Source organism: Mycobacterium sp. (genome assembly GCF_035274705.1).
GTDB lineage: Bacteria > Actinomycetota > Actinomycetes > Mycobacteriales > Mycobacteriaceae > Mycobacterium.
In genome coordinates this window covers 56015-70631 of record NZ_DATENY010000057.1, presented here as the reverse complement: position 1 = coordinate 70631, position 14617 = coordinate 56015, and the positions used below count along the sequence as shown (strand labels likewise).

13 protein-coding genes are annotated in these 14617 nt (G+C 66.4%); 12 read left to right on the top strand and 1 reads right to left on the bottom strand.

Annotation, left to right across the window (positions count from 1 at the left end; all coding sequences use genetic code 11):
- The first annotated feature begins 31 nt into the window (after positions 1–31).
- From VJV41_RS13335 to VJV41_RS13285, 11 genes are read left to right on the top strand one after another with little or no spacing between them, the layout of a single operon-like run.
- Positions 32–2038, top strand: coding sequence for an ABC transporter ATP-binding protein (locus tag VJV41_RS13335; RefSeq protein WP_325334417.1), 2007 nt, complete (start codon positions 32–34; stop codon positions 2036–2038).
- Positions 2038–2907 carry an ABC transporter permease gene (locus tag VJV41_RS13330; protein ID WP_325334415.1) on the top strand — a complete coding sequence of 290 codons (870 nt, stop codon included), beginning with the start codon at positions 2038–2040 and terminating at the stop codon, positions 2905–2907. Before VJV41_RS13335 ends, VJV41_RS13330 begins: the two co-directional genes overlap by 1 nt.
- A gap of 9 nt (positions 2908–2916) precedes the next feature.
- On the top strand, positions 2917–3921 hold the full coding sequence (locus tag VJV41_RS13325) for an ABC transporter permease (protein WP_325334413.1): 1005 nt from the start codon (positions 2917–2919) through the stop codon (positions 3919–3921).
- Positions 3922–4563 carry a cysteine hydrolase gene (locus tag VJV41_RS13320; protein WP_325334410.1) on the top strand — a complete coding sequence of 214 codons (642 nt, stop codon included), beginning with the start codon at positions 3922–3924 and terminating at the stop codon, positions 4561–4563.
- Entirely contained in the window at positions 4560–6140 is a 1581-nt protein-coding gene (locus tag VJV41_RS13315) for an ABC transporter substrate-binding protein (RefSeq protein WP_325334408.1), read from the top strand. The genes VJV41_RS13320 and VJV41_RS13315 overlap by 4 nt, the downstream gene beginning before the upstream one ends.
- Before the next feature lie 4 nt (positions 6141–6144).
- Positions 6145–6951, top strand: a complete 807-nt coding sequence (locus VJV41_RS13310; RefSeq protein ID WP_325334406.1) for an N-acyl homoserine lactonase family protein — start codon at positions 6145–6147, stop codon at positions 6949–6951.
- Positions 6909–8246, top strand: coding sequence for an allantoinase AllB (allB, locus tag VJV41_RS13305; protein ID WP_325334403.1), 1338 nt, complete (start codon positions 6909–6911; stop codon positions 8244–8246). The genes VJV41_RS13310 and allB overlap by 43 nt, the downstream gene beginning before the upstream one ends.
- Positions 8243–8995, top strand: coding sequence for an aspartate/glutamate racemase family protein (locus VJV41_RS13300; protein ID WP_325334401.1), 753 nt, complete (start codon positions 8243–8245; stop codon positions 8993–8995). The genes allB and VJV41_RS13300 overlap by 4 nt, the downstream gene beginning before the upstream one ends.
- On the top strand, positions 8995–10020 hold the full coding sequence (gene alc, locus VJV41_RS13295) for an allantoicase (protein ID WP_325334453.1): 1026 nt from the start codon (positions 8995–8997) through the stop codon (positions 10018–10020). The genes VJV41_RS13300 and alc overlap by 1 nt, the downstream gene beginning before the upstream one ends.
- Positions 10017–10544, top strand: a complete 528-nt coding sequence (locus tag VJV41_RS13290; RefSeq protein ID WP_325334399.1) for a hypothetical protein — start codon at positions 10017–10019, stop codon at positions 10542–10544. The genes alc and VJV41_RS13290 overlap by 4 nt, the downstream gene beginning before the upstream one ends.
- Complete coding sequence (locus VJV41_RS13285; RefSeq protein WP_325334397.1) at positions 10541–11578, top strand: isopenicillin N synthase family dioxygenase; 1038 nt, start codon at positions 10541–10543, stop codon at positions 11576–11578. Before VJV41_RS13290 ends, VJV41_RS13285 begins: the two co-directional genes overlap by 4 nt.
- Here VJV41_RS13285 and VJV41_RS13280 read toward each other — a convergent pair.
- Positions 11571–12704, bottom strand: a complete 1134-nt coding sequence (locus VJV41_RS13280) for an iron-siderophore ABC transporter substrate-binding protein (protein ID WP_414684947.1) — start codon at positions 12702–12704, stop codon at positions 11571–11573. The two genes, VJV41_RS13285 and VJV41_RS13280, sit on opposite strands and share 8 nt — an antisense overlap.
- Before the next feature lie 160 nt (positions 12705–12864).
- On the opposite strand from VJV41_RS13280, the gene ctaD reads away from it, so the two are divergent.
- Positions 12865–14598, top strand: a complete 1734-nt coding sequence (gene ctaD / locus VJV41_RS13275; protein ID WP_325334395.1) for a cytochrome c oxidase subunit I — start codon at positions 12865–12867, stop codon at positions 14596–14598.
- The last annotated feature ends 19 nt before the right edge of the window (positions 14599–14617 follow it).

Here is a 14617-nt window from a genome sequence, read left to right as displayed (position 1 = left end):
CATCGCGATACCGGACCTCGGGAGTGCTTCGATGGGCACTGCGGCTTCTGCAGTCGACGCACCCACGGTGCACGCTGCGGTTACGCCGAAACCGGATCCCGTTGCGACCGTCGGCGACCTTCGAGTCACATTTCGCCGCAACGGGTGCGACGTGGCCGCGTTACGCGGCGTGTCGCTCGCAATCGCGGCGGGGGAGATCCTCGGATTGGTCGGCGAATCCGGTTCCGGCAAGAGCGTTCTCGGGTTCACGCTGCTGGGGCTGCTGCCGAAGCACGCGAAAATCGACGGCACTGTCCGCGTTACCGGAGCCGATATGGTCAACGGCGAGTCCAAGGCGTTGCGCAAGGTTCGCCGTCTCGATCTGGGTGCGGTCTTCCAGGACCCGATGACCTCACTGAACCCCACCATGCGGATCGGCCAGCAGGTCACCGAGGCGGCGGGAAGCCCTGACGAGGCGCTGCGCCTGCTGACCGCCGTGGGCATCCCCGACCCAAAACGCCGGATGCGTGCCTTCCCACACGAACTCTCGGGCGGCCTGCGGCAACGCGTGATGATCGCGATGGCGGTCGCCGGCGACCCGGAACTCATCATCGCCGACGAACCGACGACGGCGCTGGATGTCACCGTGCAGGCCCAGGTGCTGCGCTTGCTGCGGCGCCTGCGTGACGAGATCGGCTGCAGCATCGTGCTGATCACCCACGACCTGGGCGTCGCAGCCCAGATCTCGGACCGCATCGCCGTGCTGTACGCAGGCCGCATCGCCGAGATCGGTCCGACCGCGGACGTACTCGGCATGCCCGCCCACCCGTACACCCACGGATTGCTCCGCTCCCGGCTGACGCTGGACACGGCGCGCGACCGCAAGCTCGCAGCGCTGGCGGGTTCGGTGCCCAGTCCGACCGCGCCGCTGCCGGGATGCGCCTTCGTACCACGCTGTGCGCTCGCCATCGACGACTGCGACAGGACGCCGCCGGATCCCATCGCAGTCGCGCCGGACCGGGTGAGCGCGTGCGTCCGCCCGCTCGACGATGTCGCAGGCGAGCTCGGGATCGCATCGACCAACATCGCTGAACCGTTCGCGCTTGCTGACTCCGACAACGAGGACCAACCGCCGTCGGTGGTGTGCAAGAACGTGATGAAGACGTTTACCGTCGCGAGGCGCTGGCTGGACTGGTCGTCGGGCAACCACGGAAAATTGCATGCGCTGCGCGGAGTTTCGCTTCGTGTCGGCCACGGCGAGTCGCTGGCATTGGTCGGGGAGAGCGGATCGGGCAAGTCGACGCTGCTGCGTGTCATCGCCGGCCTGGAGAATCCCTCGTCCGGTTCTGTCGAACTGGCCGACAGCCGCGGCCCACAGATGGTGTTCCAGGACGCGGGCGCTTCACTGACGCCGTGGCTGTCGGTCGGTGAGCTGATTGCCGAACGATTGCGCGGGAATTCGATGTCCCGTGCGCAGCGCCGCGACGCGGTGGTCGAGGTGCTCGAACGCGTCGGGCTGCCAGCGGAGGTCGCGAAGTCCCGCGCGGGCCAGCTGTCGGGCGGCCAACGGCAACGTGTCTCGTTGGCCCGCGCCACCGTTGTGCCGCCGTCAGTGTTGCTGTGTGACGAGCCGACGAGCGCATTGGATGTATCTCTGGCCGCGTCGGTGCTGAACCTCATCGGCGACTTGCGTCGCAGCCTGGACATGTCGGTTGTCTTCGTGACCCACGACCTGTCCGTTGCCCGCGTGGTCGCCGACAGGATCGCCGTCATGTACTTGGGCCGCATCGTCGAGCTCGGCCCCGCCGAGCGGGTGATCGGGGAGCCCGCCCACCCCTACACCCAGGCACTCGTCGACTCCATCCCGGACCTCGGCCGCGAATCCGGTGTGCTGGCAGGCGAACCGGCGAGTCCGCTGTCACCTCCCAGTGGCTGCGCGTTCCACCCGCGCTGCCCGATTTCGATCGACGCCTGCAGCGGCGCCGAGCTCGACGTCCGTCTGGAGGGCCTGCCAGGCAACCCGCACCAAGTGGCATGCATCGAGAGACGGGCCATCTGATGGCCATCGCAATACCTGCCGCCGCCCTTGTCCGCGGACGTGAACGGCGACTTCTATCGCTGCCGGGGTCGAGCTCGATGGTCGTGACCTGGATCGGCGTCTCGCTGGCGATCGTGGTGACGCTCATCGCGGTCGCCGTGCCGCTGCTGGCACCGCACGATCCACTGATACCGGTCGGCATGCCGCTGCAGGCGCCAGGTAAGAGCGGCTTCCTTCTCGGCAGCGACAGCATCGGCCGCGACATCCTTTCCCGGGTGCTCTACGGCGCCCGCGCAAGCTGGTTCGCCGCGCTCGTCGTGGTCGCGATCGGCTTGCTCATCGGAGGGCTCGTCGGGCTCATCGCCGGTGCCACCGGCGGGTGGGTCGATTCCGTGCTGATGCGCATCACCGACGCGTTCCTGTCGCTGCCCGCACCGGTGTTGGCCATCGCGGTGGTCGCGGCGCTGGGCCCCGGCTTCGTCCACACGCTGATCGCGGTGTCGATCGTTTGGTGGCCGTTCTACGCACGGTTGGTGCGCGGCGAGATCGCCCGGCTCGCCGCACGGCCCCACGTCGAGGCCGCGAAACTCGCTGGGGTCGGCCGTATCCGGTTGGCGCTGCGTCATCTGCTGCCCGGCGCGGTGCCCAACGCGTTGGTCGCCGCCAGCCTCGACATCGGCACGCTGATCCTCACTTTGGCGGCGCTGTCGTTCCTCGGTCTCGGCCAATCGGCGCCCGCCCCTGAGCTGGGCGCGGACACCGCCCGCAACTTGACGTACTTCCTCCAGCAGTGGTGGATCCCGGTGATGCCCGGTCTCGCTGTCCTCGTCCTTGCCTTGGTCGCCAACATCGCAGGGGACTGCCTGCGCAGCCTGATGAAGACGAGCTAGGTGCCGCGCATGCGAAACTTCGTCCTGTCCCGGCTGGCCGCCACGGTGGCCATCCTCATCGCACTGATTGCGGTGATGTTTGTGCTGCAGCACATTTCGCCGATGGATCCTGTGAAGGCCCAACTTGGCGCCAACGCATCCGCGGACGCGGTCGCAGCGCGTCGGCACACGCTAGGGCTGGATCAGCCGATGATCAACCAGTTCTCGCATTACCTGGCCGCCGCGGTCCACGGCGATCTGGGGAGCTCATACCGCACGCGGCACCCAGTGAGCAGCGACCTAGGCGACTTCTTCCCGGCGACACTCGAGTTGGCGATGTACGGGCTGGGCTTGGCGCTGATCCTGGCCGGACTGCTGGCCTTCGGCACAACGCTGAAATGGCGGGGCGCGGGTGTGTTGCGGGCCGTCCTGTTCACCGGCGCGGCTGCGCCGATGTTCTTGCTCGGCATCCTCGGGCTGATTGTCTTCTACCAGAAGCTCGGCTGGGTGCCCGCGAATGGCCGCATCAGTGTGCCGAATCCGCCGACCGGACCCACCGGGATGCTGACAATCGACGGGCTACTTTCCGGGCGGTTCGACGTCGTCGCCAACGCACTGCACCACCTGATCCTCCCGGCGGTGGTGATCGCGCTCGGCCCCGCGGTGGCGATCGGACGGGTCCTGCGGTCCAGTCTGCTGACTGACGCCGACAGCGACTACGCCAGAACGGCACGGGCCAAAGGTCTGTCGGAGGGCCGGATCATGGCCGGCCATGTGCTGCGAAACTCTGTCGGTGGCGCGCTGTCGATGACGGGACTGCAAGTGGGCCTGATGTTTTCAGGCGTGCTGGTGGTCGAGCAGGTGTTCGGCTGGCCCGGCATCGGTCAGTACATCGCACAGAGCATCCCGGTCGCCGACTTTCCCGCGATTGCGGGCGTCACGCTGATGCTGGGCGTGCTCTACGTCGTCATCAACACCGCAGTCGACCTCCTACAGGCGGCGGCTGATCCACGAATCGCAGTAACAGGAGGTTAGGTGCCAACACAGCCACTCATCGTCGGGAATCCTGTGCTGGTCGTCGTCGACATCCAGCAGGGCGGTTCAATGCCGGTGTCGGAAGTGGGAATTCCCCACATGGCCGGCCATGCCCAACGCGTCGAGCGAGCCGAAAAGCTCGTCGCCGCCGCACGCGCCGCCGGTGTGCCTGTGGTGTTTTTCCAGGAGGTGCACCGGCCCAGCGGGGTGGACTTCGGTCGCGAACTGGACGGGACCGAAGGCGTGCACTGTGTCGAAGGCCAGCCGGGCACCGACCTCGAGCCGTCGCTGCGGCCGCTTCTTGACGAGTCCCACCAAGAATTCCATATCGTCAAGCGCCGTTATTCCGGTTTCATCGGAACGGATTTCGAGATCGTGCTGCGGGGGCTGCGCGCGTCGACGCTGATCCTGATCGGCGGGCTGACCGACGTCTGCGTGCACTACACCTTCGCCGATGCCCATCAGCGCGATTATTACGTGCGCGTCGTCACCGACTGTGTCGGCGGGTCATCGCAATACCTCCACGATGCTGCACTCGCCGCCATGGAGTACCTGCAGACCGGCGCATCGCGCACCGCCGAGGAGATCCTCGCCGCCTTCCAAACGCTAGAACAACCACTTCTCGAAGGAGCAGCACGATGAACAAGCGCCTACTCACTTTCGCCGCCGCGGGTGCCGTCGCGATGCTGACCCTGTCGGCTTGCGGTGGTTCGGATTCCGGCGGTGGCACGCCGAACGCGGCGCCGACCGACAAGGTGCTGCACCTGTCGTTCCTGCAGGACCCCGGCCAGCCGCCGGACCCCGACGTGTACTACGCGGGGCAGGGCCTGCTGCTGACCACCAACCTCTACGAGGGCCTGCTGCAGTTCAAGGGCGGTCAGGACAAGGCCGAGTTCGAGCCGCTGCTGGCCACCGAGTGGACCGCGTCGCCCGACAATAAGGTCTTCACGCTCAAGCTTCGTGAGGGTGTGAAGTTCCATGACGGAACGCCGTTCAAGTCCGACGCGGTCAAGGCATCATTCGACCGTAGGCTGGCCGTCAACGGCGGGCCCGCCTACATGGTCAAGGACATCGAATCGATCACCACACAAGGCGATTACGGGGTCACGATCACCTTGAAGTCGCCCAACTCGGAGTTCCTTGATTACCTCGCGTCGCCGTACGGCCCGCGCATGATGAGCCCGACCGGGCTGCAGAAGAACGGCGGCTCGGACTTCGCGCAGAACTACCTCACCAGTCACGACCTCGGCACCGGTCCGTACACCCTGACCGACGCGCAGGTCGGCTCGCATTACGCGATGGCATCGTTCGGTGAATACTGGGGCGCCAAGCCGTATTTCGAGAAGGTCGAGATGCCCGTCATCACCGATTCGTCCGCGCAGCAACTGCAGTTCAACAACGGCCAGCTCGCCGCGATCCTGCATGACCTGCCCTCGTCGGCGGTCGAGCAGTATCTGAACAACGCCAAGTTCTCGCACTACTCCCTGCCCACGATGATGGCGAGCTTCCTCTACATCAACGCAAAGAAGGGCATCATGAAGGATCAGGCGACGCGGACGGCGGTCATGGATACGGTCGACGTCGACCAGCTGGTGAAGCAGACGTATTTCGGCCGCGGGAAGATCGGCGCACAAATGTACCCGCCCTACGTTCTGGCCGCCGACTATGGGAAACAGACTCTGACGCATGATCCTTCGGCGCTGACGAAGATCGCGGCGGGATTGCCGGCCGATCAGAAGGCGGTGACCATCGGGTACGACACGAGCAATCCCGACATGCAGCTGGTGAGCAACCTGGTGCAGACTCAGCTTGCCGCGGCGGGAATCACCGCGAAGGTGCAGGGATATCCGACGTCGGAGATCTACGGCTGGATCGGCACGGACATGCAGGCCGCTCCGGAGATCTTCACCAACATGGTGTGGCCGGACGCGCCGTCGCCGTACACGTGGGGCCACATCTCCTGGGACAAGGACGGCGGCATCAACTACCTGGGTTGCTCGTCGCCGCGGGTGACCGATGCGCTTGCGAAGGGGCTGCCGACCGGTGCGCCACAACCGTATTCGGATGCGGGCGCAGCAGCCGAAGAAACCGGATGCTGGCTGAACATCGCCGACGTCGATGACTTCGTGGTCGCGCAGCCGTGGCTGAAGGGCGTTGAGAAGGCACACGCGCTGTCGAATCCGAACTCGCTGCGGGTCGCCGAGTTGTCGGTGGGCTGACGCCATGGGAAAGGTGCGCCGGATCGTCCTGCTGACACTCGGCTGGGAGGAGCTGCCGAAGTCGATTTCGGTCTACGGCGCGCCGCCGGAAGAGCGGATGCGCGAACCGGTTCCGGGCGTGCTGCTGCAGACCGACGATGGCTGGGTGCTGCTCGACACGGGATTCAACACCGCGCTGGTCCGGGATCCCGCGCTGTACCGAAGGTTCTTCCCGACGGTGGAGTACCGTCCGGTGCTGCCGGGACCGGGAGAGCCGATCGAGCAGCGGCTCGCCGAGATCGGCGTCGACTTCGACGAGATCTACAGCGTCGCTCTCAGCCATCTGCACCACGACCACGCAGGCGGCGTGAAGCTGTTCGCCGGCAAGGTGCCGGTGCATGCGCAACGCCGTGAGCTGGAATACGGCCTGTCCAATCATCCTGAGCCGGAACGCAATGCGATCGTGCGGGTTGACTTCGACGACCCGCGCATCGACTGGCGACTGGCCGATGGAGAGGCCGAGATCGCCCCAGGGATCACCGCAGTGCCCACCTATGGACACACGCCGGGCCATCAGAGCTTCGTCGTCGAACTCGACGAAAGCGTCGGAGGTGACGGCTTCGTGTTCGCGTTCGACGCCGCCGATCTCACCGAGAACATCGAAGGTGAGCTGGCAATCGGCGGCTTCATCGGCGTCACGCCCGAGGAGACCGTCGAGCCCATCCGCAGGCTCAAGAAACTGGCCAGAGACAAGGGGTTTCCGCTGATACCCGGCCACGATCCTCATGTGTGGCCGGAGATGACCCGCCACTTCCACGAGCGGTTCGGATGATCGATCTGGTGCTGCGCGCCGAGCGGGTGCTGATCGACGGCGAGTTGCGGGCGGCGGCGGTCGCGATCGCCGACGGCCGAATCGCAGAGATCGGTGCGTTCGATGCGGACTACCCGGCGTCCGAGCAGTGGGTGCCGTCGAATGCGGTCCTGCTTCCGGGTTTCGTGGACACTCACGTGCACATCAATGAGCCGGGCACCGACTGGGAAGGCTTCGCGACGGCGACCGCAGCAGCCGCGGCCGGCGGCATTACGACGTTGGTGGACATGCCCTTGGACTCCGACCCGGTCACCACGAGCGTCCGAGCATTGCGGGTCAAACAAGCGGCCGCGCAGGGCGACTGCCTCGTCGACGTCGGTTATTGGGCGGGCGTGGTGCCGGACAACGTTGGCAGCCTTGCTCCGTTAGCGACCGCAGGGGTGTGCGGCTTCAAGTGTTTCCTCAGCGATTCCGGCAACCCGAGCTTCCCTCACCTGACGCCCGGTCAGTTCCGGCAGGCGATGGCGCAGATCGCCGAACTCGGTTCGGTTCTGCTGGTACACGCTGAAAGCCATGACGTCATCGACGCGAGTCCGCGGCCGAGTGGCCGTGATTACACGTCGTTCCTGGATTCCCGGCCCGACGCCGCCGAGGAGGACGCCGTGGCGCTGGTGCTGGACACCGCTGCGGCCACGGGTGCCCGCGCGCACGTCGTGCACGTTTCCAGCGGGCGGGTGCTGGCGCTGCTTGGCGAGGCCAAGCGGGCAGGCGTGCCGGTGACCGCTGAAACCTGTCCGCACTACTTGACATTCGCCGCCGAGGAGATTCCCGACGGCGGCACCGAGTATGCGGCGTGCCCGCCGATCCGCGGCTCCGCCAACCGCGCCCTGCTGTGGAACGGGCTCTCAGACGGAACACTGGACATGGTCGTGTCGGACCACTCGCCGTGCGCTCCGAAATACAAAGGCGACGGTGACTTCGGGCGGACCTTCGGTGGGGTGAGCTCACTGCAGCTCGGGCCGCGTGCGGTGTGGACACAGGCGGTGCGCCGCGGCTTGGGGGTGGCCGATGTAAGCCGGTGGATGTCTGAAAAGCCCGCCGCGCTAGCGGGATTCGTTGACCGTGGGCGGATCGCTGTCGGCCTGCGCGCGGACTTGTGTGTGTTCGATCCCGATGCAGATGAGGTAGTCGACGCGGGCGCACTTCGACATCGGCATGCGGTAAGCCCCTATCACGGTGTGGTGCTGCGTGGTTCGGTGCTGCAGACCTGGTCGGCAGGACGGCTTGTATTCGACGGGGTGCGGGAACCGGCATGAAAATTCTGGTGGTCAATCCCAATACCTCCGCCTCGATGACCGACGAGATCGCCGCGGCCGCACGCGACGCGGCTGCTGCGGGCACACAGATCGAATGCATTGCGCCGCTTTTCGGGGTGGCGGCCATCGATTCGGCGGCCGAAAGCTATCTGTCGGCGGTGGGGGTGATGGACGTCGTCGCCCGGCTTGTCGACGCGGGCCGATTCGACTACGACGGCGTCGTGCTAGCCGGTTTCGGTGAGCACGGCAAAGATGCCCTGCAGGAGATGCTGACGGTACCGGTGTTCGACATCGCCGAGTGCGCGGCGCACATCGCGCACCTCATCGGCCGGCGGTTCTCGGTCGTCACGACCCTGGCGCGGTCGATCGCGCCGATCGAGGAGCGGCTGATGCTCGCCGGGCTCGCCGCCCACTGCGTCTCGGTGCGCGCCTGTGGACTCGGCACCGCCGAGGTGGACGCCGACCCGACCGCTGCGGTCGCCGCCATCGTCGACGAGGCAGCCCGTGCCGTCAGCGAGGACGGCGCCGACGTGATCTGCCTGGGGTGCGCGGGGATGGCCGGAGTGACAGCGGCAATCACCGAAAAGGTCGGTGTCCCTGCGATCGATGGTGTGGCCGCGGCGGTGGCGTTGGCGCAAGCGGTCGTCGGGTTGAGGCTGTCGACCAGCAAGGCCGGGGTTTACGCGCCCGGGCCGGACAACCCGCGCAGTCACTGGCCGATATCGAGTGCGCTGGGGTTGGAATCGTGATGCGCCGAATCTCAAGTGCAGTCGATCTGGCGTCCCGCGCCCTCGGCGGCAGCGTCATCGCCGCCAGTGACGAGTCGTTCGGGTGCAAGGAAAGCCTCATCGACCCGTCAGAGCCCGTATTCGTGCCGGGCACGTACGACCTGCGTGGCGAGGTCGTCGACGGCTGGGAGACGCGACGGCATGCGTGGCCGAACGGCGACTGGGTGATCGTCCGGCTGGGCGTCACAGGACGGTTGCACGAGATCGACGTCGATACTCGTTTCTTCTCGGGCAACCATCCCACAAGCTGCAGGATCGACGGCTGCTTGCTCGAATCGGCTAGCGACCCGACCGCACCGGACGTGGTATGGGTGCCGCTCGTCGAATCGACTGTGCTGAAACCGGATTCGCACAACCTGCTCGCGGTCGACAACCCGCGACGCTGGAGTCATTTGCGGTTGCGGCTGGACTCCGACGGGGGAGTTGCCCGGCTTCGGGCATTCGGCGAGGTGATCCCTGATCCGGCGCTGTGGGCGGACGTCACCGTAGAGGTCTCCGGTGTCGAGTGCGGCGGCCGAGTCGAGTGGTGCAGCGACAGTTTCTACTCGCATGCCTGCGCGCTGATCGCTCCGAACCGCCCCGTCAACATGGGCGACGGCTGGGAAACCCGCAGGCGCCGCGATATCGGGCCCGATACCCATGACGCGGTGATGATTTCGTTCGCGGTACCCGCAGACCTGCTTCGTATCGAGATTGACACGACGTGTTTCATTTTCAACGCCACATCGGAGGTGGCCGTTCTCGGCACGCGTGCCCGGCCCGACAGCCAACACGGTTGGGCGCTGTTGCCGTTCGACGAAACCGTGCTGCCCCGAACACGATTGGCAGCCGATGCCCGGCAGGTGTATGTCGTGGATGTCCGCGGCATCACCGCGCTGCGCGTGCAGGCGTATCCCGACGGCGGGATCGCCAGGGTGCGCGCTCTCGGAACGCCGACCGGGGAGGGGTTGGCCCTCCTGCGGCAGCGGTGGGAGGAGTCGGCATGACCGCGGTGCTGGCATCCGACTGCATCGGGCTGTGGCGGCGCACGCTGCTGATCGAGGCCGACGGCTCACGTGACACCGGAACCGACATCACCTGGCTGCAGGGCATCACCGCCTACGTCGACTCGCGAGGTTTCGCCGGGACGCTGAGCCAGGCCGACGACGTCTTCAGCTGGCACCGCGCCGTCGAACTCGAACCGCCTGGGCCGCATCCCGATGAGGGCTCGATGCGGTGGCAGGACGGCATCCTCGTCGAGACCGGCGTGCACGCCGACTACGTCGAGCACTGGACTCGCGACGGCGCCGCCGTGACGCCGTGTGGTGCGCTGTTTCTTGCCACGCCCGACGGCGACGCCGGTCTTTTGATCCGCGTCGGCGACCTCTTCGGATGGGCGGGCGGCGGTGACGTCGTGATCGACGCGGTCGGCGGGCGGCGATGGAATGCGCTGGTGATCACCGGCGAGCACGTCCAGGCCAATGGTGTCCGCTGGACGGTCGAACGATGCGAAGGGAACGTGAATTCATGAGTGGTGCAACCTCGTTCACCTCGGTGCCGATTGTGGACATCGGCGGACTGCGCTCGCCGGACCGTGCCGACCGGGAACGCGTCGCTGCCGAGATCGGCAGAGCGGCACGCGATGTCGGCTTTCTCTACATCAGCGGCTGCGGGATCGACGAGTCGCTGTTCGACTGGATGCTGGCCGCGACCAAGGAGTTCTTCGCGCTGCCGGTCGAGGAGAAGATGCGCAGCTACATCGGTCTCTCGCGCTGCCACCGCGGTTACGTGCCCGTCGGCGAAGAAGGGGTGGAGACCGGCTCTCCGGACCTCAAGGAGGCGTTCGACACCGCGCTGGACCTGCCCGCCGACGACCCCGACTACGTTGCGGGCAACCCGATGCTCGGCCCGAACACATGGCCGGACCTGCCGGGTTTCGCCGAGGCCGTGACCGCCTACTACGAGGCCGTACTCGCGGTGGGGCACATGCTGCTGTGGGCATTCGCGGTTGCGCTTGGCGAGGACCCCGACGTGTTCTCCCGGCACGCCACCAAGACCCCGAGCCAGTTGAGGCTCGTGCACTACCCCTACAACCCCGAGGCCAAGGACGGCCAGGGCATCGGCGCGCACACCGACTACGAATGCTTCACGCTGCTCAAACCGACGGCGCCCGGGCTGGAGGTGCTCAACGGGTCGGGTGAGTGGATCGACGTGCCACCCGTCGAGGGCACATTCGTGGTGAACATCGGCGACATGCTGGAACTGTGGACCAACGGCGCTTTCGTCGCGACCAGCCACCGGGTGAGAAAGGTGGCCGAGGAGCGCTACTCCTTCCCGCTGTTCTTCAACGTTGACTACCACACCGAAGTCAAGCCGCTGCCGCAGTTCGCCTCCGCCGGTGCGGTCTCTCGTCCGACGCTGCGTGCGGGCGAGCACCTGTTCGCCCAGACCGCGCAGACGTTCGCATACCTGCGCAACCGGATCGACAGCGGCGAACTCGAACTCCCGGCCGGGTCACTGACCACCGGACAGTTCGGTCAGCAGGCGTTGCAGGCGCCTAGTTGATCGGGGCGTTGACCCACTTCAGATCGGCCAGTATGGCGCGCGCCGCGACGATGCCTTCACCGCCCTGCCAGACCTCGTTGTTGACCGCGAACACCCGGTTGTCGCGGTTGGCTGACAGCTTCTTCCACGCGTTGCTCTCCAGCACTGTCGGCGCGCGGTCCTTGGCTGCCGGCGAGGTGAACGAGATGTAGACGATGTCGCCGTCGGCGGCTGAGAAGTCGGGGGAGTTCTCGAGATCCGTGTCGGTGATGCCGAACTCGACGTACGGCTTGTCGGTAAACCGTTGTGGTGCAGGGCGATCCACGCCGACGGCGGCCAGCACGCTGCCGGGGAAATTGTCTGCACCGTAGACCCGCATGGTGGTCTCGGTGAACTGCACGACCGAGGCCTGGAAGTGGGTGGCGTCGTCGTCGGCGCCCGTCTTGTCGGCGTCCTTCTCGAATCCGTCGATCAGCGCGTTGGCGGCGTCGAAGCGTCCGGTCGCCGCGCCCACTATGCGCAGGTTGTCCTGCCACGCCGCGCCGGGCGGCCCAGTGAACACCGTCGGCGCAATACCGGTCAGTTCCGGGTAGGCCTCCGGCGTCAGCGCCTGCGAGCCCAGGATCAGATCGGGCGTCGCGGCCTTGATCGCCGCCATATCCAATGCGCTGCGAGTGCCGACGCCTGGCACGTTGTGCACGACGGTGCCCAGATACGACGGCTGGGTGGTCGACCCGTCGGGCAGCGCCGCCCCGACGATCCGTGACTGCAGGCCCAGTGCACACAGCGCGTCGAGCTGATCGCCGGACAGCACCACGATGCGCTGCGGGTCGGCATGCACGGTGGTGGTGCCGGCAGCGTGGCGGACCTCGCGGTCGGGAGGACCCGGGTCGGGGGCTGCCGGATCAGGTGCGCACGATTCGTCGGGCCTGCGCTGATTGCCGAGCACCCCCGCGTTGGCGATTTTGGTGGTGCTGGTGATGACGGACTGCTGGCCGGCCGGCGACGACGAGCTCGTCCCTGGCGATCCGCACCCGGTGACGACGGTGATCGAAACCGCGGTGACGACAGCGGCCGCGCCGGCCACCAGGCCGATAGCCGGAGTCGGACGGCCGGCGACAGACAGCTTCCGCCCGCTGATCAGCACGTCGCCGACGGTAACATCCGGGCACGTGGCGGCCGCTCAACCAGCGCGGTCCACCAATTACGACCGTTTGTAGGACCACCCCGACTTCGGGCCCCGCCGGGAGATAGGATTCATCAGTGAAGTCTGCGGGGATGTCCCGACTGGATGTTTGGAGGACCTGTTGGTAGCCGAAGCGCCCCCAATCGGAGATCTCGAGGCTCGCCGTCCGTTCCCGGCCCGGCTCGGCCCCAAGGGCAACCTGGTCTACAACCTGATCACGACCACCGATCACAAGCTGATCGGCATCATGTACTGCGTCGCCTGCTTCATCTTCTTCTTCATCGGTGGGCTGATGGCGCTGTTCATGCGCACCGAACTCGCGCTGCCCGGGCTGCAGTTCCTGTCCAACGAGCAGTTCAATCAGCTGTTCACCATGCACGGCACGGTGATGCTGCTGTTCTACGCGACCCCGATCGTGTTCGGGTTCGCCAACCTGGTGCTGCCGCTGCAGATCGGCGCGCCCGACGTGGCGTTCCCGCGGCTGAACGCGTTCTCGTTCTGGCTGTTCCTGTTCGGCGCGACGATCGCGATCGCTGGGTTCATCACCCCCGGCGGCGCCGCGGACTTCGGCTGGACCGCCTATACGCCGCTGACCGACGCGATCCACTCGCCGGGCGCGGGTGGTGACCTGTGGATCATGGGCCTGGCCGTCGGTGGTCTTGGCACCATCCTCGGCGGCGTCAACATGATCACCACCGTGGTCTGCATGCGCGCCCCCGGCATGACCATGTTCCGGATGCCGATCTTCACCTGGAACATCCTGGTGACGTCGATCCTGGTGCTGCTGGCCTTCCCGCTGCTGACCGCCGCGCTGTTCGGCCTGGCCGCCGACCGACACCTCGGTGCGCACATCTACGACCCGGCCAACGGCGGTGTGCTGCTGTGGCAGCACCTGTTCTGGTTCTTCGGTCACCCCGAGGTGTACATCATCGCGCTGCCGTTCTTCGGCATCGTCTCCGAGATCTTCCCGGTGTTCTCGCGCAAGCCGATCTTCGGTTACACCACGCTGATCTACGCGACACTGTCGATTGCGGCGCTGTCGGTCGCGGTGTGGGCGCACCACATGTACGCCACCGGAGCCGTGCTGCTGCCGTTCTTCTCGTTCATGACGTTCCTGATCGCGGTGCCGACCGGTATCAAGTTCTTCAACTGGATCGGCACGATGTGGAAGGGCCAGTTGACGTTTGAAACACCGATGCTGTTCTCGGTGGGCTTCCTGGTCACCTTCCTGCTCGGTGGTCTGTCCGGTGTGCTGCTGGCCAGCCCGCCGATCGACTTCCACGTCACCGACTCGTATTTCGTTGTGGCGCACTTCCACTACGTGTTGTTCGGCACCATCGTGTTCGCCACGTACGCGGGCATCTACTTCTGGTTCCCGAAGATGACGGGCCGACTGCTCGACGAGCGACTGGGCAAGCTGCACTTCTGGCTGACGTTCATCGGCTTCCACACCACCTTCCTGGTGCAGCACTGGCTGGGCGACGAGGGTATGCCGCGCCGATACGCCGACTACCTGCCCACCGACGGGTTCACCACCCTGAACGTCGTCTCGACGATCGGGGCGTTCACCCTTGGCATTTCGACGATCCCGTTCGTCTGGAACGTGTTCAAGAGCTGGCGCTACGGCGAACCGGTGACCGTCGACGACCCGTGGGGCTATGGCAACTCGCTCGAGTGGGCGACCAGCTGCCCGCCGCCGCGGCACAACTTCACCGAACTGCCCCGCATCCGTTCCGAGCGGCCCGCGTTCGAGCTGCATTACCCGCACATGGTGGATCGGATGCGCGCCGAGGCCCACGTCGGCCGCGACCACCATCCCGCGGTCGAGGCCAAGACGGCGGACCAATCCAGCTGATGGTCCGTAGCGGCGCCCG

Coding starts and splice junctions, on each gene's coding strand:
- VJV41_RS13335 (WP_325334417.1), top strand. CDS start 32: ATGGGCACTGCGGCTTCTGCAGTCGACGCACCCACGGTGCACGCTGCG.
- VJV41_RS13330 (WP_325334415.1), top strand. CDS start 2,038: ATGGCCATCGCAATACCTGCCGCCGCCCTTGTCCGCGGACGTGAACGG.
- VJV41_RS13325 (WP_325334413.1), top strand. CDS start 2,917: ATGCGAAACTTCGTCCTGTCCCGGCTGGCCGCCACGGTGGCCATCCTC.
- VJV41_RS13315 (WP_325334408.1), top strand. CDS start 4,560: ATGAACAAGCGCCTACTCACTTTCGCCGCCGCGGGTGCCGTCGCGATG.
- VJV41_RS13310 (WP_325334406.1), top strand. CDS start 6,145: ATGGGAAAGGTGCGCCGGATCGTCCTGCTGACACTCGGCTGGGAGGAG.
- VJV41_RS13300 (WP_325334401.1), top strand. CDS start 8,243: ATGAAAATTCTGGTGGTCAATCCCAATACCTCCGCCTCGATGACCGAC.
- alc (WP_325334453.1), top strand. CDS start 8,995: ATGCGCCGAATCTCAAGTGCAGTCGATCTGGCGTCCCGCGCCCTCGGC.
- VJV41_RS13290 (WP_325334399.1), top strand. CDS start 10,017: ATGACCGCGGTGCTGGCATCCGACTGCATCGGGCTGTGGCGGCGCACG.
- VJV41_RS13285 (WP_325334397.1), top strand. CDS start 10,541: ATGAGTGGTGCAACCTCGTTCACCTCGGTGCCGATTGTGGACATCGGC.